The organism is Streptomyces sp. NBC_00299 (assembly GCF_036173045.1).
GTDB classification, from domain to species: Bacteria; Actinomycetota; Actinomycetes; order Streptomycetales; family Streptomycetaceae; genus Streptomyces; species Streptomyces machairae.
The window spans coordinates 6,090,135-6,110,692 of record NZ_CP108039.1; the positions used below are offsets into that span (position 1 = coordinate 6,090,135).

General features: G+C 70.1%; 15 protein-coding genes. 7 read left to right on the forward strand and 8 right to left on the reverse strand.

Annotated features, from left to right (window positions below; all coding sequences use genetic code 11):
• Positions 1 to 40: 40 nt before the first annotated feature.
• The 3 genes from OHT51_RS27135 to OHT51_RS27145 are packed head-to-tail and all read right to left on the reverse strand — an operon-like array spanning position 41 to position 4,543.
• On the reverse strand, positions 41 to 1,990 hold the full coding sequence (locus tag OHT51_RS27135) for an ABC transporter permease/substrate-binding protein (protein WP_328881526.1): 1,950 nt from the start codon (positions 1,988 to 1,990) through the stop codon (positions 41 to 43).
• Positions 1,980 to 3,509: a sugar ABC transporter ATP-binding protein gene (locus OHT51_RS27140; protein ID WP_328881527.1), complete on the reverse strand. Its 1,530-nt coding sequence runs from the start codon at positions 3,507 to 3,509 to the stop codon at positions 1,980 to 1,982. The genes OHT51_RS27135 and OHT51_RS27140 overlap by 11 nt, the downstream gene beginning before the upstream one ends.
• Complete coding sequence (locus tag OHT51_RS27145; RefSeq protein WP_328881528.1) at positions 3,506 to 4,543, reverse strand: LacI family DNA-binding transcriptional regulator; 1,038 nt, start codon at positions 4,541 to 4,543, stop codon at positions 3,506 to 3,508. Before OHT51_RS27145 ends, OHT51_RS27140 begins: the two co-directional genes overlap by 4 nt.
• A gap of 233 nt (positions 4,544 to 4,776) precedes the next feature.
• Here OHT51_RS27145 and OHT51_RS27150 point away from each other — a divergent pair, with 233 nt between their 5' ends.
• The 3 genes from OHT51_RS27150 (at position 4,777) to OHT51_RS27160 (ending at position 9,034) form a co-directional block, all read left to right on the forward strand.
• A complete protein-coding gene (locus tag OHT51_RS27150) occupies positions 4,777 to 5,142 on the forward strand; it encodes a hypothetical protein (protein WP_328881529.1) in 366 nt (121 codons plus the stop codon).
• 82 nt (positions 5,143 to 5,224) lie between these two features.
• Entirely contained in the window at positions 5,225 to 7,480 is a 2,256-nt protein-coding gene (gene recD2, locus OHT51_RS27155; protein ID WP_328881530.1) for an SF1B family DNA helicase RecD2, read from the forward strand.
• Between the two features lie 264 nt (positions 7,481 to 7,744).
• Entirely contained in the window at positions 7,745 to 9,034 is a 1,290-nt protein-coding gene (locus OHT51_RS27160; protein WP_328881531.1) for a citrate synthase, read from the forward strand.
• Positions 9,035 to 10,203: 1,169 nt separating this feature from the next.
• On the opposite strand, the gene OHT51_RS27165 is transcribed toward OHT51_RS27160, so the two are convergent.
• The 3 genes from OHT51_RS27165 to OHT51_RS27175 all read right to left on the reverse strand — a co-directional run bounded on the left by OHT51_RS27165 (position 10,204) and on the right by OHT51_RS27175 (position 13,756).
• Positions 10,204 to 12,465 carry a heavy metal translocating P-type ATPase gene (locus OHT51_RS27165; RefSeq protein ID WP_328881532.1) on the reverse strand — a complete coding sequence of 754 codons (2,262 nt, stop codon included), beginning with the start codon at positions 12,463 to 12,465 and terminating at the stop codon, positions 10,204 to 10,206.
• Between the two features lie 8 nt (positions 12,466 to 12,473).
• On the reverse strand, positions 12,474 to 12,713 hold the full coding sequence (locus tag OHT51_RS27170; protein WP_328881533.1) for a heavy-metal-associated domain-containing protein: 240 nt from the start codon (positions 12,711 to 12,713) through the stop codon (positions 12,474 to 12,476).
• 359 nt (positions 12,714 to 13,072) lie between these two features.
• Positions 13,073 to 13,756: a TetR/AcrR family transcriptional regulator gene (locus OHT51_RS27175; protein ID WP_328881534.1), complete on the reverse strand. Its 684-nt coding sequence runs from the start codon at positions 13,754 to 13,756 to the stop codon at positions 13,073 to 13,075.
• A gap of 162 nt (positions 13,757 to 13,918) precedes the next feature.
• Between OHT51_RS27175 and OHT51_RS27180 the strand changes: the two genes are divergently transcribed.
• On the forward strand, positions 13,919 to 16,249 hold the full coding sequence (locus tag OHT51_RS27180) for an MMPL family transporter (RefSeq protein WP_328881535.1): 2,331 nt from the start codon (positions 13,919 to 13,921) through the stop codon (positions 16,247 to 16,249).
• Between the two features lie 98 nt (positions 16,250 to 16,347).
• A complete protein-coding gene (locus OHT51_RS27185; RefSeq protein WP_328881536.1) occupies positions 16,348 to 17,391 on the forward strand; it encodes a zinc-dependent alcohol dehydrogenase family protein in 1,044 nt (347 codons plus the stop codon).
• On the opposite strand, the gene OHT51_RS27190 is transcribed toward OHT51_RS27185, so the two are convergent.
• On the reverse strand, positions 17,372 to 18,010 hold the full coding sequence (locus tag OHT51_RS27190) for a GNAT family N-acetyltransferase (protein WP_328881537.1): 639 nt from the start codon (positions 18,008 to 18,010) through the stop codon (positions 17,372 to 17,374). The two genes, OHT51_RS27185 and OHT51_RS27190, sit on opposite strands and share 20 nt — an antisense overlap.
• Before the next feature lie 70 nt (positions 18,011 to 18,080).
• Entirely contained in the window at positions 18,081 to 18,281 is a 201-nt protein-coding gene (locus OHT51_RS27195; protein ID WP_328881538.1) for a helix-turn-helix transcriptional regulator, read from the reverse strand.
• A 424-nt stretch (positions 18,282 to 18,705) separates the two neighbouring features.
• On the opposite strand from OHT51_RS27195, the gene iolC reads away from it, so the two are divergent.
• On the forward strand, positions 18,706 to 19,671 hold the full coding sequence (gene iolC, locus OHT51_RS27200; RefSeq protein WP_328881539.1) for a 5-dehydro-2-deoxygluconokinase: 966 nt from the start codon (positions 18,706 to 18,708) through the stop codon (positions 19,669 to 19,671).
• Positions 19,668 to 20,558 (forward strand): Cgl0159 family (beta/alpha)8-fold protein, encoded by an 891-nt coding sequence (locus tag OHT51_RS27205; protein ID WP_328881540.1) that lies wholly within the window; start codon positions 19,668 to 19,670, stop codon positions 20,556 to 20,558. Before iolC ends, OHT51_RS27205 begins: the two co-directional genes overlap by 4 nt.

Sequence of the window (20,558 nt, forward strand, 5' to 3'; positions counted from 1 at the left end):
CCCGATGCCCGGCCGGATGTCAGCCGGAGGCCGGCGGACGTCAGCCGCCGAAGCCGGCCACGTTCTCCTTCGTGACCACCTTCACCGGCACCTTCACCATCTGCTCGACCTTCTTGCCCTGAAATGCCTTGAGCGCGTTGTCCACGGCGATCTTGCCGAGCTGGGTCGGCTGCTGGGCCACGGACGCGTACAGCGAGCCGCCCTCCACCGCCTTCAGACCGTCGGGGGTGCCGTCGAAGCCGACCACCGAGACCGACTTGCCGGCCTTGGAGCCCAGGGCCTTGATCGCGCCCAGCGCCATCTCGTCGTTGGCGGCGATCACGCCCTGGACGTCCGGGTGGGCCTGGAGCAGGTTCGACATCACATCGAGTCCCTTGGTGCGGTCGAAGTCGGCGGGCTGCTGGGCGACGACCTGGATGCCCGGGTAGGCCTTGAGGCCGTTCGCGAAGCCCTGCGCGCGCTCACGGGCGGCAGAGGTGCCCGCCTGGCCCTGGAGGATCACGATCTTGCCCTTGCCGCCGAGCTTCTCGGCGACCGTCTTGGCGGCGAGCTCACCGCCGGCGACGTTGTCGGAGGCGACCAGGGCCTGCGTCTTCGCGTTGTTGACGCCCCGGTCGACGGCGATGACCGGGATCTTCGCCTTGTCGGCGGCCTTCACGGAGTTGCTGGCCGCGTCCGAGTCCACCGGGTTGACGATGATCGCGCCGACGCTCGAACTGGTGAAGTTCTGCAGCTGGTTGGCCTGCTGGGAGGCGTCGTTCTGGGCGTCCGTGACGGTCAGGTCGACGCCGAGCTTCTTCGCCTCGGTCTGGGCGCCCGCGCGGATCTGCACGAAGAAGGGGTTGTTGAGGGTGGACAGGGACAGCCCCATCTTCGGGTTCGACGACGAGGAGGAGCCGTTGTGCAGGAAGGAGGTCGCCCCCACGATCGCCACGGTGACGACCGCCGCGAGCGCGTACGTCCCCGCCTGCTTGCCCTTGCCGCCGCCGCCCGTGCCGGCCGCCACCGGGGTCGCCCCGGCCTTGCGGCGCAGCGTGTCGAAGAGGACGGCCAGTGCGATCACGACGCCGATGACGACCTGCTGCCAGAACGCGGACACGTTCAGCAGGTTCAGGCCGTTGCGCAGCACCGCCAGGATCAGCGCGCCGATCAGGGTGCCGGACGCCTTGCCGGTGCCGCCCGCGAGGGAGGCGCCGCCGATGACGACCGCCGCGATCGCGTCCAGCTCGTAGCCGTCGGCGGCCTGCGGCTGCGCGGAGGACAGCCGGGCGGCGAGCACGACGCCCGCCACGGCTGCGAACACGCCGGACAGGGCGTAGATGGCGAGCTTCTGCTTCTTCACGCGCAGACCCGACAGGCGCGCGGCCTCCTCGTTGCCGCCGATCGCGTACATCGAGCGGCCGATGTAGGTCCGGCCGAGCACGAAGGCGGCGATCAGACCCATCACGATCATCACGAGCACCGGCACCGGCAGCCAGCCGCCGAGCGTGTCACCGAGGTGCGAGACGGAGTCGGGGAGGGCGATCGGGGAGCCCTCGGAGATCACCAGCGACAGGCCGCGGGCCACCGAGAGCATCGCGAGCGTCGCGATGAACGGCGGGAGTTTGCCGTACGCGATGAGGAAGCCGTTGACGAGACCGGCCGCGATGCCGGTCGCCACGGCCAGCAGCACCGCTATGAAGACCGGCACCCCGTGCGAAGTCGCGGTCCACGCGAGGACGGTGGCCGACAGCGCCGCCACCGAACCGACGGACAGGTCGATGCCCGCCGAGACGATCACGAACGTGACGCCGAACGCGAGGATGGCGGTCACGGCCGCCTGGACGCCGACGTTCAGAAGGTTGTCGGTGGTCAGGAAGTCGCCGGACAGCGCCGACATGGCGATGACGAGGACGATCAGCGCGGTCAGCGCGCCGTTGTCGAGCAGGATTCGGCGAAGCCCCGAGGCGCCACTCGCGCCCGGCGTGCTCTTGAGCGTGTCAGTGGCCACGGGTGGCCTCCGTTCCGGTCTTGTCGGTGGTGGGGTTGCTGACGGCGAGTGCCATCACGGAGTCCTGGGTGGCCTCGTCGGCCGTGAGCTCGCCCGCGATCCGGCCCTGGGCCATCACCAGCACGCGGTCGCTCATGCCGAGGACCTCGGGCAGATCACTGGAGATCATCAGGACGGCGGCGCCGGCCGCGGTCAGTTCGTTGATGAGCTGGTAGATCTCGACCTTGGCGCCGACGTCGATCCCGCGCGTGGGCTCGTCGAGGATCAGCACCTTGGTGTCGGCGAGCAGCCATTTGCCGATGACGACCTTCTGCTGGTTGCCGCCGGAGAGCGTGCGCACGTGCTGCCCGAGGCCCGCCATCCGCACGCCGAGCTGCCCCGCGATCCGCGCGGCGGCCTCGCGCTGGCCCTTGAGGTCGACGAGCCCCGCGCGCGTGGCGGACCGCAGCGTCACCAGCCCGAGGTTCTCCTCGACGGACGCGTCCAGCACCAGGCCCTGGCCCTTGCGGTCCTCGGGGATGAGTCCGATGCCCGCGGTCATCGCCGCGTTGACGTCGCACTTCGGGACGGACGACCCGGCGACCTTCACGGCCCCCTTGTCGTACGGATCCGCCCCGAACACCGCCCGCACGACCTCGGTACGTCCGGCGCCGACCAGCCCCGCGATGCCGACCACCTCACCGGCGTCCACCTCGAAGCTGACGTCGTGGAAGACGCCGTCCCTGGTCAGCCCCTCGACGCTGAGCAACGCGGCGCCCTGGTCGGCGCGTTCACGCGGGTACTGCTGCTCGATGGAGCGGCCCACCATGAGCCGTACGAGCTCGTCCTCGGGCGTGGCGGCGGGGACCTGCCCGACGCTCTTGCCGTCGCGGATGACCGTCACCCGGTCGCCCAGGGCGGGGATCTCCTCCAGGTGGTGCGTGATGAAGACGACCCCGACGCCGTCCTCGCGCAGCCTGCGCACGATGGAGAAGAGCTTCTCGACCTCCTCGGAGGTCAGCACGGCCGTCGGCTCGTCCATGATCAGCACGCGCGCGTTCAGGCTGAGCGCCTTCGCGATCTCGACCATCTGCAGCCGCGCGATGCCGAGTTCACGCACACGCGCGCGTGGGGACACGTTGACGCCGACCCGCTTCAGCAGAACCTCGGCGTCGGCCTCCATCCGCTTCCGGTCGATCATCCCGAAGCGACGCGGCTGCCGCCCCAGGAAGATGTTCTCGGCGACCGTCAGGTCGGGGACGAGGTTGAACTCCTGGTAGATGGTGGCGATCCCGAGACGCTCGGAGTCCTGCGCACCATGGATGCGTGTCTCCTTGCCGCCGACCAGGATCCGCCCGGCGTCGGGCGTGTAGGCGCCGGAGAGCATCTTGATGAGGGTGCTCTTGCCCGCGCCGTTCTCACCGAGCAGCACATGCACCTCGCCGCGGCGCAGATCGAAGTCGACGCCGTCCAGGGCGACCACGCCCGGGAAGGTCTTCCGTATGCCCTCGATGCGCAGCAACTCGTCCGCGTTGCTCACGACTGGCTCCTGTTCGTTACGGGGGACGGCTCCGAAGAAGCCGGTTGCTCGCCGCACGAGCGGCGTACGACGAGACGGGCGGGGAGGGTGACGGACTCGCCGGGACGTCCTTCGACGCGGTCGACCAGGGCCCGTACGGCGGCCCGGCCCAGCTCGCCCGTCGGCTGGGCGATCGCGGTGATCGGCGGATCGGTGTGCACGAACCACCGGATGTCGTCGAACGCGGCCAGTGCGAGGTCGTCCGGCACGCGCAGCCCACGCGCGCGTACGGCGTCCAGCGCGCCGAGCGCCATCAGGTTGTCGGCCGCGAACACGACCTCGGGCGGCTCGGGCAGGTCGAGGAAGCCCTCGGTGACCCGGCGTCCGCTCTCGGCCTGGAAGTCGCCCTGACCTATGTAGGCGTCGGGGAGTTCGAGGCCGTACGCGCCGAGCGCCTCCCGGAAGGCCTCCACGCGCTCCCGGCCGGTCGTGGTCGCCGCCGGTCCGGCGATGATCGCGAGCCGCCGGTGCCCGAGCCGGTGCAGATGCGCCACGAGGTCCCGTACGGCAGCGCGCCCGTCCGACCGCACCACCGGCACGTCCACGCCGGGGATCCACCGGTCCACGAACACCATCGGCGTCCCCGCGCGGGCGGCGTCCAGCATCAGCGGCGAGCCGCCGTCGGTGGGGGAGACGAGGAGTCCGTCGATGCGCCGGTCCAGCAGGTTCCGCACGTGATGGTCCTGGAGGTCGGGCCGCTCGTCGGCGTTGCCGATGATGACGCTGTAGCCGAGCGCGCGGGCCTCCTCCTCGACGGAGCGGGCCAGTTCGGTGAAGTACGGGTTCATCACGTCGCTGATGACCAGACCGAGGGTGTGGGTCTGGTCGGTGCGCAGGGAGCGGGCGACGGCGTTCGGGCGGTAGCCCAGGGTCGCCACGGCGGCCAGCACGCGTGCGCGTGCCTCGGCACTGACCGACGGATGGTCGTTCAGGACGCGCGAGACCGTGGCGACGGATACGCCCGCCTCGGCAGCGACGTCCTTGATGCTCGCCATCGCCGCTCCACCTCCTTGTGGATCGTTCGTGGCCGATGCCGTCGTGGAATCGATTACATCGACGTGTACGGAGGATTGGAATCGATTACACGGCCGTTAATCAACCCCTCAACCACATCCCGAAACCGGATCGTGATGTCGGCCCTGCGCTGTCGCGGCGGGCCGCGGGGCGGTTCACGCTGGAAGTGCGGGGGCGTTTCCCCAGGCCCCGTGCGGGCCGGAGTGGAGGGATCATGACGGCAGCGACTCGCGACGAGGTGCCCGTCGTCCTTGGTGGCGACGGCGTGGAGGTGCGCACCGAGGAGATCGGCGGCGGCATGTCCGTGAGCTACATCAGCCTGCCGGAGGGCACGGACATGGGCCCCGCCCTCAAGGGCCTCGAAGGTGACGCCTGCCCGTGCCCGCACTGGGGTTACCTGCTCAAGGGCCGGCTGCGGATGCTGACGCCCGCGGGCGCGGAGTACTACGAGGCGGGCCAGGCCTACTACTGGGGGCCCGGCCATGTCCCGGTGGCCGTGGCGGACTGCGAGTTCGTCGAGTTCTCGCCCACCGAGGACTTCCGGCGGGTCATCGACCACGTGAGGTCACAGGCCGGGTGACGGCTGCCGGCCGCGGTCCACGGTCTTCCCGCGCTGTCCACAGCCGCCCCGCGTTGTCGTACCCGACCGGTAGCGTCGGATCATGTCCAATCAGGCGGGGACTTCCACGGGCGAGCGGCGGCTGGCGGTGCTCGAAGGCGTCCTGGAGCGGATCACGTACGCCAATGAGGAGACCGGCTACACGGTCGCCCGCGTCGACACCGGCAGAGGCGGCGGCGACCTCCTCACGGTCGTGGGTGCGCTGCTCGGCGCCCAGGTCGGTGAATCCCTGCGGATGGAGGGCCGTTGGGGCTCCCACCCCCAGTACGGCAAGCAGTTCACCGTCGAGAACTACACGACCCTCCTGCCGGCCACCGTCCAGGGCATCCGCCGCTACCTCGGCTCCGGCCTGGTCAAGGGCATCGGCCCGGTCTTCGCCGACCGGATCACCCAGCACTTCGGCCTGGACACCCTGAAGATCATCGAGGAGGAGCCCAAGCGGCTCATCGAGGTCCCCGGCCTCGGACCGAAGCGGACGAAGAAGATCGCCGACGCCTGGGAGGAACAAAAGGCGATCAAGGAGGTCATGCTCTTCCTCCAGACCGTCGAGGTGTCCACCTCCATCGCCGTGCGGATCTACAAGAAGTACGGCGACGCCTCGATCTCGGTCGTGAAGAACCAGCCCTACCGGCTGGCGGCCGACGTCTGGGGCATCGGCTTCCTCACCGCCGACAAGATCGCCCAGTCCGTCGGCATCCCGCACGACAGCCCGGAGCGGGTCAAGGCAGGACTGCAGTACGCGCTGTCGCAGGCCACCGACCAGGGCAACTGCTACCTCCCCGAGGAGCGCCTGATCGCGGACGCGGTGAAGCTGCTCCAGGTCGACACGGGGCTCGTCATCGAGTGCCTGGCCGAACTCGCCCAGGTCCCGGAGGAGGGCGGCGACCCCGGTGTCGTACGGGAGAAGGTGCCCGGTCCGGACGGCCACTCGGAGCCCGTGACGGCCGTCTACCTCGTCCCCTTCCACCGGGCCGAACTCTCCCTCTCCGCCCAGCTGTTGCGCCTGCTGCGCACCGACGAGGACCGGATGCCGGGCTTCCACGAGGTGGCCTGGGACAAGGCGCTGGGCTGGCTGAAGGGCCGTACGGGCACGGACCTCGCCCCCGAGCAGGAGGCCGCCGTCAAGCTGGCGCTGACGAAGAAGGTCGCCGTCCTCACCGGCGGCCCCGGCTGCGGCAAGTCCTTCACGGTCCGCTCGATCGTGGAGCTGGCCCGCGCGAAGAAGGCCAGGGTCGTACTGGCCGCCCCCACCGGCCGTGCCGCCAAGCGCCTGGCCGAGCTGACCGGAGCCGAGGCCTCCACCGTCCACCGCCTCCTGGAGCTCAAGCCCGGTGGCGACGCGGCGTACGACAAGGACCGTCCGCTCCAGGCCGACCTGGTGGTGGTCGACGAGGCGTCCATGCTGGATCTGCTGCTCGCCAACAAGCTGGTGAAGGCCGTACCGCCGGGCGCGCACCTGCTCTTCGTGGGCGATGTCGACCAACTGCCCAGCGTCGGGGCGGGGGAGGTTCTCAGGGACCTGCTCGCCGACGGCGGCCCCATCCCGGCCGTCCGCCTCACGCGCGTGTTCCGCCAGGCCCAGCAGTCGGGGGTGGTGACGAACGCACACCGGATCAACGCCGGGCAGCACCCCGTCACCGACGGCATGAAGGACTTCTTCCTCTTCGTCGAGGACGACACGGAGGAGGCCGGCCGGCTCACGGTGGATGTGGCGGCCCGTCGGGTTCCGGCCAAGTTCGGCCTCGATCCACGCCGGGACGTCCAGGTCCTGGCTCCCATGCACCGGGGCCCAGCGGGCGCGGGCACGCTGAACGGCCTGCTCCAGCAGGCCATCACGCCCGGGCGCCCCGATCTCGCGGAGAAGCGGTTCGGCGGCCGGGTCTTCCGCGTCGGCGACAAGGTCACCCAGATTCGCAACAATTACGAAAAAGGGAAGAACGGCGTCTTCAACGGCACCGTGGGCGTGGTCACCTCGCTCGACCCGGTCGACCAGCGCCTCACGGTGCTGACGGACGAGGACGAGGAGGTTCCGTACGAATTCGACGAACTGGACGAACTGGCGCATGCGTACGCGGTGACCATCCACCGTTCACAGGGAAGTGAATATCCCGCAGTGGTGATCCCCGTCACCACCGGAGCATGGATGATGCTGCAGCGGAATCTGCTGTACACGGCGGTGACCCGGGCGAAGCAGTTGGTCGTCCTCGTCGGTTCGCGCAAGGCGATCGGCCAGGCGGTGCGGACGGTGTCGGCGGGGCGGCGCTGCACGGCGCTCGACTTCCGGCTGGCGGGCTCCTGAACCTGCTTTCGACCCGTCGCAGAGCACGCTTCTGACCTGGCGGTTCGTGAGACGTCGAAAAAAATGATCGATCAAACGAGTCGTGAAGGTCACAGAGCCCTTCCAGATGGGGAAAACAGGGGGCAGGATGACAGGTTGGCGGCACTCAGTGCCGCCAATAGGCCCAATGGTCGACCCCGAGTGCACTCTCCTGAGCCGAATGGGGGAGGGTAGAGACAGTCAGGGCAACCTCGAAGATGAGGCACAACGTCGGTGAGGGAAGACGTGAGCGACAACTCTGTAGTACTGCGGTACGGCGACGGCGAGTACACCTACCCGGTGATTGACAGCACCGTCGGCGACAAGGGCTTTGACATCGGCAAACTCCGCGCCCAGACCGGTCTGGTGACGCTGGACAGCGGATATGGCAACACCGCCGCCTATAAATCCGCCATCACCTACCTCGACGGCGAGCAGGGGATCCTCCGGTACCGCGGCTACCCGATCGAGCAGCTGGCCGAGCGCTCCACCTTCCTGGAGGTGGCCTACCTGCTGATCAACGGTGAGCTGCCCACCGTCGACGAGCTCTCGACGTTCAAGAACGAGATCACGCAGCACACGCTGCTGCACGAGGACGTCAAGAACTTCTACAAGGGCTTCCCGCGCGACGCCCACCCGATGGCCATGCTGTCGTCGGTCGTCTCGGCGCTGTCCACGTTCTACCAGGACAGCCACAACCCGTTCGACGAGCGTCAGCGCAACCTCTCCACGATCCGCCTGCTCGCCAAGCTTCCGACGATCGCGGCGTACGCGTACAAGAAGTCGATCGGTCACCCGTTCGTCTACCCGCGCAACGACCTCGGTTACGTCGAGAACTTCCTGCGCATGACCTTCTCGGTCCCGGCCCAGGAGTTCGAGCTGGACCCGGTCGTGGTCTCCGCCCTCGACAAGCTCCTCATCCTGCACGCCGACCACGAGCAGAACTGCTCCACGTCGACGGTCCGCCTGGTGGGCTCGTCGCAGGCGAACATGTTCGCGTCGATCTCGGCCGGCATCTCCGCCCTCTGGGGCCCGCTGCACGGCGGCGCCAACCAGTCCGTCCTGGAGATGCTCGAGGGCATCCAGACCAACGGCGGCGATGTCGACTCCTTCATCCGCAAGGTGAAGAACAAGGAGGACGGCGTCCGCCTGATGGGCTTCGGCCACCGGGTGTACAAGTCCTTCGACCCGCGCGCGAAGATCATCAAGGCGGCGGCACACGACGTCCTCTCCGCCCTCGGCAAGTCCGACGAGCTGCTGGACATCGCCCTGAAGCTGGAGGAGCACGCGCTCTCCGACGAGTACTTCGTCTCGCGCAACCTCTACCCGAACGTCGACTTCTACACCGGCCTGATCTACCGGGCCATGGGCTTCCCGACCGAGATGTTCACGGTCCTGTTCGCCCTCGGCCGCCTCCCGGGCTGGATCGCCCAGTGGCACGAGATGATCAAGGAACCGGGTTCCCGCATCGGCCGCCCGCGCCAGATCTACACGGGCGTGGTCGAGCGCGACTTCGTCCCGGTCGAGGAGCGCTGACACCTGCCGGTGGGGCGCCGCGATCACCGGCGCCGTCACACGGATCCCGTATGCAGAGCCCTGCGCGCGACTTCGGTCGGGCGTGGGGCTCTTGTGCGTGCGGCGATCATTCTCGGTGCGCCGTGTCGGGCGTGGGGTGCCATAGGTGGCTTGTCGGGAGGTGGCGGGTACGAGAGCCGTTCCTCTGCCTGGCCGACGGCGGCGTAGTTACGGTCGGTTGCGGGGGGAGAGGGGCAGTGCCTGCCGGTGAGCGGCGCGACGCTTCTCGGCGCCCGGTCGTCCGGATCGCGCATGCGGAGCCCTGCACACGGCTTCGGTCGGAGGGGATCTGGGGGCGCGTACGGCCGGAAGGCCCCTGGCGGTGCGCTTCTCGGTGTTCCTCCGCGTGCTGTCGCCCTGGTCTGGGCTTGGGCGCTCGGGAGGCTGGTCGTCGGCGTGTACCGGAGCCCGTCCTTGGGTGAGTGGCCGACGGGCGGTGGCGTAGCCACGGTCCGTTGTGGCTGGGGCGGGCGCGGCTGTGTTGCGGGCCGGGGGGTCGGCATCTGCCGACGAGGGGCGCGGCGCTTTTGGCGCCCGGTCACTCGGGTCTCGTATGCAGAGCCCTGAGCGCGACTCGTTCCGGGCGGGTGCGGATAGCAGAAGGCGCCCTGGCGGCGGTCCCCCCACGGGCCGACGTCCAGGGCGCCTTCCCATGTCCCGGTGCGGATTCCCCCCACGGGATCCGGCCGGGCGTCTGAGAGAACAGCGCCTGAATCGCTGTGTTACTGCCGTGCAGTTGAGCAAAACGAGCGGAACTCGCCGTACTACTGCTGTGTGCGGTCTGCCGGGACAGCGCACGGTCGGGAGGGCCGCTCAAAGCTTCCCGACGTACGTGCCCCGGCAACGCAACTCTGAGGAAGTCCCCCAAGACATCCTCAGATGCCAACCAACGCCCCCCAAGACGCTGCCTGACATCGTCAACTTAGACCGTCGAACCCCTTCGATGGTTACGTTCACATCACTGTGATCTGCGTCTCTTGCATATGTCCGTTAGATACGCAAGAGCCCCGATATGCCGATCGGGACCCAAGCGTAAGGACGATGCGCGAGTCTTGTGAAGAGCTTATGTGAGCCTGGCGCCGGACTCCAGAGGGGTTCTTACTCGGACTTCGTCGAAAAGTCCGTAGCCTTCACCGAAAAGTCCGAAGTCGCAGGCTGTTCGACACCACGAAAACCGACGAAAAGGCCATCGCGGCCCCCGCGAGCATCGGATTCAGCAACCCCGCCGCGGCCAGCGGCAACGCGGCGACGTTGTACCCGAAGGCCCACACGAGGTTGCCCTTGATCGTGGCGAGCGTCCGCCGCGACAGCCGGATGGCGTCCGCCGCCACCCGCAGATCACCGCGCACCAGCGTCAGATCGCTCGCCTCGATCGCCGCGTCCGTCCCCGTCCCCATGGCAAGACCCAGATCGGCGGTGGCAAGCGCGGCCGCGTCGTTGACGCCGTCGCCCACCATGGCCACGCAGCGCCCCTCGCGCCGCAGCCGCCGCACGGCCTCGACCTTGTCCTCGGGCAGGACCTCCGCGATCACCTGATCGGCACCGATACCGACCGCGTCCGCCACCGCCTCCGCGACCGCCCGGTTGTCCCCGGTCAGCAGCATCGGGGTGAGCCCCAGCGCGCGCAGCTCCCGCACCGCCTCGGCGCTGGACTGCTTCACCGCGTCCGCGACGGCGACGACACCGCGGGCCGCCCCGTCCCACCCGACCACGACGGCCGTACGACCGCCTCTCTCGGCCTCTTCCTTGGCGCGGGCCAGCCCGATGGGCAGCACGTCGTAGAGGCGCCCCACGACCACGTCACGGCCCTCCACGCGCCCGCGTACGCCTCGCCCGGGCACGTTCTCGAACCCCTCGACCTGCGGCAGCCGCCCGACGCGCTGCTCCGCGCCCGCGGCGACCGCCCGGGCGACGGGATGCTCGGAGGCGTGCTCCACGGCGCCCGCGAGCCGCAGCACCTCGTCCTCGTCGGCGCGCTCGGCGGCGTACACCGCCTGGAGGCTCATGCGGCCGGTGGTGACCGTGCCGGTCTTGTCCAGGACGACGGTGTCGACCCGGCGGGTGGACTCCAGCACCTCGGGGCCCTTGATCAGGATGCCGAGCTGGGCGCCGCGCCCTGTGCCGACCATGAGGGCCGTGGGCGTGGCGAGGCCCAGGGCGCACGGGCAGGCGATGATCAGTACGGCGACGGCCGCGGTGAAGGCCGCGACCGTGTCGTCGGTGAGGCCGAGCCACGCGCCGAACGTGGCGACCGCGAGGAGGATGACCGCCGGTACGAACACCGCGGAGATCCGGTCGGCGAGCCGCTGCACCTCGGCCTTGCCGTTCTGTGCGTCCTCCACCAGCTTCGCCATCCGGGCGAGCTGCGTGTCTGCGCCGACCCGGGTCGCCTCGACGACGAGCCGCCCGCCCGCGTTGACCGTCGCCCCGGTGACCGCGTCGCCGACGGTCACGTCCACCGGCACGGACTCGCCGGTCAGCAGGGCGGCGTCCACCGCGGAGGAGCCCTCGACGACGGTGCCGTCGGTGGCGATCTTCTCGCCGGGCCGCACGACGAACCGGTCGCCGACCGCGAGCCGGCCGACCGGGACGCGGACCTCGCGTCCGTCGCGCAGTACGGCGACATCCTTCGCGCCGAGCTCCATGAGGGCCCGCAGTGCCGCTCCCGCGCGGCGCTTGGAACGGGCCTCCAGGTAGCGGCCGAGGAGGATGAAGGTGACGACCCCGGCGGCCACTTCGAGGTAGATCTGCGAGGCGCCGTCCACACGGGAGACGGTGAACTCGAAGGTGTCGTGCATGCCGGGCATGCCCGCGTCGCCCAGGAACAGCGCCCACAGCGACCAGCCGTAGGCCGCAAGGGTGCCCATCGAGATCAACGTGTCCATGGTCGCCGCGCCGTGCCGGGCGTTCGTGAACGCCGCCCGGTGGAAGGGCAGTCCGCCCCAGACGACGACAGGCGAGGCGAGGGTGAGCGCGAGCCACTGCCAGTTGTCGAACTGCAGGGCCGGGATCATCGACAGCAGGATGACGGGAACGGCGAGCACGGCGGAGACGGTCAGACGCCGGCGGTAGCCGGTCAGCTCGGCGTCTTCCGGGGGCTCGTCGGGCGTGGGTTCCGGGGGAGCCGGCTCCTCGGCCGTGTAGCCCGTCCGCTCCACGGTGGCGATCAGGTCGGCGACCTGGATGCCCGCCGGGAAGCTGACCTTCGCTTTCTCCGTCGCGTAGTTCACCGTGGCGGTCACGCCGTCCATGCGGTTGAGCTTCTTCTCGACGCGGGCCGCGCAGGAGGCGCAGGTCATCCCGCCGATGAGCAGCTCGACCTGCGAGGCGGCGGCCGTCGCGGGCGCGCCCGGTGCCTCGGTTATCGGAGGTTGGTCGGTGGCGCGGGTCATGGCCAGGCTCAGGCCTTGCCGACCAGCTCGAAGCCCGCCTCGTCGACGGCCGCGCGTACGGCCTCCTCGTCCAGCGGGGCCGCGGAGACGACCGTGACCTCGCCGGTGGAGGCGACGGCCTTCACCGAGCTGACACCGGGGAGTTCGGCGAGCTCGCCGGAGACGGCGCCCTCGCAGTGTCCGCAGCTCATGCCGCTCACCTTGTAGACGGCGGTGACGGAACCCGGGGTGTCGGTGTGGGCGGTCATGTGGATCTCCTCGTCGAGGCAGGTGGGGCTGTGGGGCCGGTGGGACTGTAGGGCGGGTGGGTCTGTGGGGCTGTGGGTCTGTGGGGCTGTGGGTCTGTGGGGCTGTGGGGGCCCAGGGGGGTCCCGCATCTCCAAGGTATACCCCTGCGGGGTATTTGCCCAAGGGGGGGTCGGCGCCTGACGGTACGGCGCGAGACACTCGAGGATGCGGCACGAACCACCCGAGGTGTGGCCGAACATGAGTGCGTCCGGCGTCATCGTCCCGGGATGCGGGTCGGCGCCGGGCGACGGACAGTGGGTCGAGGCGGGGGTCCTCGTACTCCGGAGCTGATCTATGCGTACCTTGCAGCAGAGCTGCGTCACGTCGCCGTTCGGGCCGGGTCGGGGCGGCCGGGCCGGTCGCCCACCAGCGGGTCGAGGTAGCGGATCAGGGCGTTCTTCAGCTCCTGGACGTAGGCGTCGCGCTCGGCGCCCTCGTGGCCGAGAACCAGCTCCAGACCCACCTTGTACATGCCCAGGCACATATGGGCGGTCCGGGTGAGGTCGGCCGGGACGGCATCGGGCAGGAACGAGGACAGCAGGTCCTCGATCCGGGACAGCAGGGTCGCGTGCAGGGCGTCGTGCTCCTCGGCGATGCGGCCGGGGATGTCGGGGCCGTGCATGAGCGCGAAGAACACCGGATGCTCGCAGTTGAAGGCGATGAACCGGTCGACGGCCGAGCCGACGGCCTCGTCCAGGGGAGTCGCGGGGCCGACCGGGGCGAGTGCCTCGCCGTACGTCTCGCGCATCTCGTGCATGAGGCGGTCGCCCAGCTCGATCGCGATCGCTTCCTTGTTCGGGAAGAACTGGTACAGCGTGCCCGGTGACACGCCTGCCTCGCGGGCGATGGCGTTGGTGCTGGCGGCCGTGTAGCCGGTGGTGGTGAAGACGGTGGCCGCGGCTTCGAGCAGCTGGGCGATGCGGCGCTCGCCGCGGGCCTGGCGGCGGCGCGGCTGCTCCTTCTCCTGCTGGACCTGGTCGTCCTTCTCCCGGTTGGCGGACACGCGTTATCCCCAGTTCTCCGAACGCGATTGACAAACGCGAGCGGTCGCTCGCATTCTTGAGAAACGCGAGCGATCTCTCGTGTTTGTCAGTCTATGGCAGTGACGGCTTCATGCTGCCCGGGCGGCGCACAGCATGGATCAGTGTGAAGGGGACACCGCACCATGACCGAAGTCAACAGGCCGCCCCGCGTCGGAGGCTGGACCCGTTTCGTGACGGCACGCCCCCGATTGTCGCTGCTCGTGGCCCTGGTGATCACCGCGCTCGCCGTGCTGGCGGGCAGCGGCGTCGCCGACCGGCTGGGCAGCGGCGGCTGGGAGGACCCGCACGCCGAGTCGACGTACGCGACCAAGGCGCTGGAGCGCGAGTTCCCCGCCTCCCAGCCCAACCTCCTGCTCCTCGTGGACGCGGGGGACGCCTCGGTGGACGACCCCGCGGTCGCCGCGGAGGCGCGGCGGATCGTCGCGCGCCTGGCCGGCGAGAAGGGGATCACGGGAATCGGTTCGTACTGGCAGGCGGACCCCTCGGCGGCTCCCGCCCTGCGCGCCGAGGACGGCCATGAGGCGTTGATCGCCGCCCGCATCACCGGCGACGAGAAGGCGGCGGGGGAGACCCTGGACCGCATCGCGCCCGAGTTCCGGGGTGCGCACGGCCCGGTGGACGTCAGCGTCGGCGGACCGGTCGCGGTGCGTCACGAGATGCAGACGATCATCCAGGAGGACCTGATCCGGGCTGAGGTGATCGCCCTGCCGGTCACGCTGGTGCTGCTGGTGATGGTCTTCGGCAGCGCGGTCGCGGCCCTGCTGCCGCTCGGCATCGGCATCGTGGCCATTCTCGGCACGAACGCTGTGCTGCGCGGCCTCACCGAGGTCACCGACGTCTCGGTCTTCGCGATGAACCTCACCACGGCCCTGGGGCTGGGCCTGGCCGTCGACTACGCCCTCTTCATCGTCCGGCGCTTCCGCGAGGAACTCACCACCGGCGCCGAACCGTTGACCGCGGTCGGCACGACCCTGCGCACGGCCGGCCGCACCGTCCTCTTCTCGGCCCTCACGGTCGCGGTGTCCCTCGCGGCGATGCTGCTCTTCCCGCAGTACTTCCTGCGGTCCTTCGCCTACGCCGGGATCGCGGTGGTGCTGCTGGCCGCGGCCGCCGCGCTGATCCTCCTCCCCGCGGCACTGGTCCTGCTCGGCCACCGGGTCAACTCCCTGGATCTGCGCCGCCTGTTCCGCCGCGGTCGGCGCGCGAGCGGGCAGCAGGACCCGAAGGCGGCCACTCTGGAGCCCGGCACCTCTGGCCCGTCCGTCACATCGGGCACGCCAGGCACGACCGGCCCGTCCAGCGCCGGCCCGACCAGCGCCTCGGAAGGCAAGGCCTGGGCCCGCACGGCGAACCTTGTCATGCGCCGCGCCCCCTTCTTCGCCCTGGGCACCACCGCCGTGCTGGTCCTTCTCGGGCTGCCCTTCCTGGGCGTGAAGTTCGGCACCGCCGACGACCGCCAGTTGCCGTCGAGCGCCGAGTCCCATGTCGTGCAGCAGCACATCCGCGACGGCTTCCCGGGCAGCCCCGGCGGCGGCCTGGAGGTGCTCGCCGAGGGACGCGCGACGCAGGCGCAGTACGCCGACTACAAGCAGCGGATCGCCGCTCTTCCGGAGGTGCTCCGGGTCGACGGGCCGCTGGTGCGGGACGACTCGGCGTACTTCACCGTGCTCCCGAAGGGCGAGGCGGTCGACGACCCGGCCCAGCGCCTGGTGGACGAACTGCGCGCCACGAAGGCCCCGTTCGACACCAAGGTGACCGGCGCGGCCGCGGTCCTGGTCGACTCCAAGGACGCGATAGCCGAGCGCCTGCCCCTGGCCGCCGCCTTCATCGCGATCGTCACCCTGTTGCTGGTGTTCCTGCTGACGGGCAGCGTGCTGATCCCGATCCAGGCGGTGTTGCTCAACGCGCTGAGCCTGACGGCGATGTTCGGCGCGGTGGTCTGGATCTTCCAGGACGGCCATCTCTCCGGCCTGCTCGGCTTCACCACCCCCGGCTCGATAGAGACGACCCTCCCGGTGCTGATGTTCTGCGTCGCGTTCGGCCTGTCGATGGACTACGGCGTGTTCCTGCTGTCCCGCATCAAGGAGGAGTACGACACGACGGGCGACCACGACCAGGCGGTCCGCCACGGTCTGCAGCGCACCGGAGGACTGATCACCGCGGCTGCCGTGATCCTCGCGGTCGTGATGGTCGCGATAGGCACCTCGCGGGTGACCAACACCAAGATGCTCGGCCTCGGCATCGCCCTGGCGGTGCTGATGGACGCGATGATCGTCCGCAGCCTGCTGGTCCCGGCGGTCATGCGTCTCACCGGCCGGGCCACCTGGTGGGCTCCGGGACCGCTGCGGCGCTTCCACGAGCGGTTCGGAGTCAGCGAGTCGGGCGACGAACCGACGCCGGCGCCGGCGGCCGAGCCCGCTGAGGAGCGGGACAAGGTGAGCGCGCACCGCTGACCTCCCAGCGGGCGTGGGTGCCATATCGCACACTCGGTGGGGCGTCTAGCGTTCCTGGACGATCTCCGTGCAAGGGGCGCGGCCGAAAGGAGACCGGCATGCGGGCAGTGGTGTTCGAGCGGTACGGCGAAGCGGCCGAGGTGCGTGAGGTGCCCGACCCGCACCCGGCCCCCCATGGAGTGACCGTGCGGGTCGAGGCGACGGGGCTGTGCCGCAGTGACTGGCACGGCTGGCAGGGCCACGACCCCGACATCCTGCTGCCGCATGTGCCGGGCCATGAACTCGCCGGCGTGATCGAGGCGGTGGGGGACCGGGTGACCGCCTGGCGCCCCGGCGACCGGGTCACCGTGCCGTTCGTGTGCGCCTGCGGCAGCTGCGCGGCGTGTGCAGCCGGCGACCAGCAAATCTGCGAGCGGCAGACCCAGCCCGGCTTCACCCACTGGGGCTCCTTCGCCCAGTACGTGGCGCTGGACCACGCCGACGTCAACCTCGTCGCCGTACCCGAGGAGATGTCGTTCGCGACGGCGGCCTCGCTGGGCTGCCGGTTCGCCACGGCGTTCCGGGCGGTCGTGCAGCAGGGCAGGGTGGCGGCGGGAGAGTGGGTCGCCGTGCACGGCTGCGGCGGGGTCGGCCTGTCGGCGGTGATGATCGCGGCGGCGTCGGGTGCGAGGGTCGTCGCGGTGGACGTCTCACCGCAGGCCCTGGACCTGGCACGGAAGTTCGGGGCGGCGCAGTGCGTGGACGCCTTGAGCACACCGGACACGGCGGCAGCGATCCACGCCCTGACCGGTGGCGGTGCCCACCTCTCCCTGGACGCCCTCGGCTCACCCACCACCTGCGCCGCCTCCGTCAACAGCCTGCGCGGCAGGGGCCGGCACATCCAGGTCGGCCTGCTCCCCTCGGAGTCCGGCACGACCCCCGTCCCCCTGGCCCGCGCGATCGCCCTCGAACTCGAACTGCTGGGCAGCCACGGCATGGCCGCGCACACCTACCCGCCGATGCTGGAGCTGGTGCGGTCGGGCGCGTTGCGGCCCGATCTGCTGGTGACGTCGACGATCACGCTGGACGCGGCGCCGTCGGCACTGACAGCGCTCGGGACGGCGCCGGGGGCGGGGGTGACGGTCATCGAGCCGTGGAGCTGAGATTCCTGGAGCCGGGATGGGTGGAGCTGGGACTGGTGGAGCCGGGATGGTCGGCGTTGAGGTCCGCGGAGTTGAGCGCGGCCCACTGGTGGTCGAGGAGAGCCATCAGCACCTCGTCGACCCATGCGCCGTCCCGTAGTTCGATCTCCCGCCGGATCCCCTCGACCACGAATCCGACCTTCTCGTAGACGTGCAGGGCACGGAGGTTGTAGGCATACGCCTCCAACTGGATCCGGTGCAGCCCCAGTTGCTCGAAGCCATGACCGACGATGAGCCGGGTGGCCTCGGTGCCCAGGCCCCGGCCTCGGCCGCGCGGTCCGATCAGCGTGCGGAAGGTGCAGCTGCGGGCGGCGGGATCCCACTCGTACAGCACGACCTCACCGACGAGTTCGCCGGTGGCGCGGTCGGTGACGGCGAGGTCGAGGCGGTCGGGCTGGTCGGAGCGGGTGCCGTACCAGGAGCGCAGCCGCTGCGGGGTGAGCTCGTCGGGCGGATCCCCGGTGAAGCTCCGGACCTCCGGATCGCCGATGATCTCCCACATCCCCTCGGCGTCCGCCTCGGTGAACGGGCGGAGCACGGTCCTGCCGCCGGTCAGGGTGGGTTTGACGGAGAAACTCATGGGGCGACTGTGCCCCACAGGGCGGTGGGGGCACAGCCGATTTTTTCCGGGAGGACGACTTCCCGGGAGGTCAATCCAATCTGCGCCCGCGGTTGCCCGGGCGGGATGCGACCCACGCCCGGACGGTGTCGGCGTACCAGAAGGGCTTGCCGCTCTCCACATGGTCGGGCGGCGGCAGCAAACCGTGCTTGCGGTAGGACCGTACGGTGTCCGGCTGCACCTTGATGTGAGCCGCGATCTCCTTGTAGGACCAGAGCCTTCGGTCGGTCATCGGTTGCACCTCCCTGCGCGCGCCGCGGCGGCGACCGGGGGCGGTCGTCGGGGGGACCGTGCGCTGCGCTGGCGATCACAAAGCCTGTGCCCCCGTCAACGACGCACCGTGAGAAGGGGACAGTGCCTGTGCACCGGGTGTGACGCAAGACCTGCGTACATGCGACATGTGTGACAGGGAAGGTGCCTTTGTGACACGAGTGCTGCAAAGGCACCAGAGTCGTACAGGGCGCGGCACATTGACAGCCAACGCCTGCTGCCGCAGAACCCGGCAGACGTCTAGGCGCCCCGCCTCTCCCCGGAGGGGCTCGTTCGAATGTCCGGACAAAATATTGACAGCCCTCCCCGGTCAGGCTAGAAAGCCGAAGAGAGCCGAAGCGCAACGCTGACAGAAGCGCCGCTGCAAGGGAGACCGAGGGAAGCCGATGGCGTACGACTTGATCACCATGGGGCGGATCGGAGTGGACCTCTACCCCCTGCAGACCGGCGTCCCGCTGCCGCAGGTCACGTCCTTCGGCAAGTTCCTCGGCGGCTCGGCGAGCAATGTCGCGGTCGCCGCGGCCCGCCTGGGACGCCGTACCGCGGTGATCACCCGCACCGGCGACGACCCCTTCGGCACCTACCTCCACGAGGCCTTGAAGGGCTTCGGCGTCGACGACCGCTGGGTCACCCCGGTCCCCGGCCTGCCGACCCCGGTCACCTTCTGCGAGATCTTCCCGCCGGACGACTTCCCGCTGTACTTCTACCGGCAGCCCAAGGCCCCGGACCTGGAGATCGACGCCCACGAGCTGGACCTCGACGCCATCCGTGACGCCCGTATCTTCTGGGTCACCGGCACCGGCCTGAGCGAGGAGCCCAGCCGTACGGCGACGCTGGCGGCGCTCGCCCATCGCGCCAAGTCCGGTACGACGGTCTTCGACCTCGACTGGCGCCCCATGTTTTGGAGGGACACAGCCGGGAGCGGCCCCGCCACGGCCCGCCCCTTCTACGCCGAGGCCCTGAAGCACACCACCGTCGCCGTCGGCAATCTCGACGAGGTGGAGGTCGCGACCGGCGTGCGCGAGCCGCATGCCGCGGCCCGGGCGCTGCTGGACGCCGGTGTCGAGGTCGCGGTCGTCAAGCAGGGCCCCAAGGGCGTCCTCGCCGTCAACAGCAAGGGCGACCAGGCCGAGGTGCCGCCGCTGCCCGTGAACGTACTCAACGGCCTCGGCGCCGGTGACGCCTTCGGCGGTTCCCTCTGCCACGGCCTGCTCGAAGGCTGGGACCTGGAGAAGATCATGCGGCACGCCAACGCGGCCGGTGCCATCGTCGCCTCCCGCCTGGAGTGTTCCTCCGCGATGCCGACGCCGGACGAGATCGAGGCCGCGATCACCGCGGGGGCCGTCAAGTGAGCGTCGACATCGGGGAACTCGTCCGCCTGCGCACCCAGCGCCCCGAGGCGATCGCGGAGGCGGCCGCCCGTCGCACCCGTCGCCCGCTGCTCGGCGACTCCGGCCGGCTGATGATCGTCGCCGCCGACCACCCGGCCCGCGGCGCCCTCGGTGTCGGCGACCGCAAACTCGCCATGGCCAACCGCGCCGACCTGCTGGAACGCCTCTGCCTTGCGCTCCGTCGCCCCGGCGTCGACGGTGTCCTCGCGACCGCCGACATCCTCGACGACCTGCTGCTGCTCGGCGCCCTCGACGGCAAGGTCGTCATGGGATCCATGAACCGCGGCGGCCTCCAGGGCGCGAGCTTCGAGCTCGACGACCGCTTCACCGGCCACCGCCCCGAGGACATCCAGCGCCTCGGCTTCGACGCCGGCAAGCTGCTCCTGCGGATCGACTACGACGACCCGGGCTCCCTGACCACCCTGGAGTCCACCGCCCGCGCCGTCGACGAGATGGCGGCACGTCAACTCCCGGTCTTCGTGGAGCCGTTCATCAGCCACCGCACCCCGGAGGGCAAGGTCGCCAACGACCTGTCCGCCGAAGCTGTCACCAAGTCCATCGCGATCGCCTCCGGTCTCGGCGGCACCTCCGCGTACACCTGGCTGAAGCTCCCGGTCACCGAGAACCCCGACGACATGGCCGAGGTCATGCAGACCTCCACGCTGCCGGCGGTTCTGCTCGGCGGTGAGGTCGGCGGCTCCATCGAGGAACAAGCCGGGGCATACGAGAAGTGGCGCGGTGCACTCCAACTGCCCACCGTGCGGGGCCTGGTGGTCGGACGCTCGCTGCTCTACCCGGCGGACGGGGACGTGGCCGGCGCCGTCGACACCGCCGTAGGACTGCTGTGA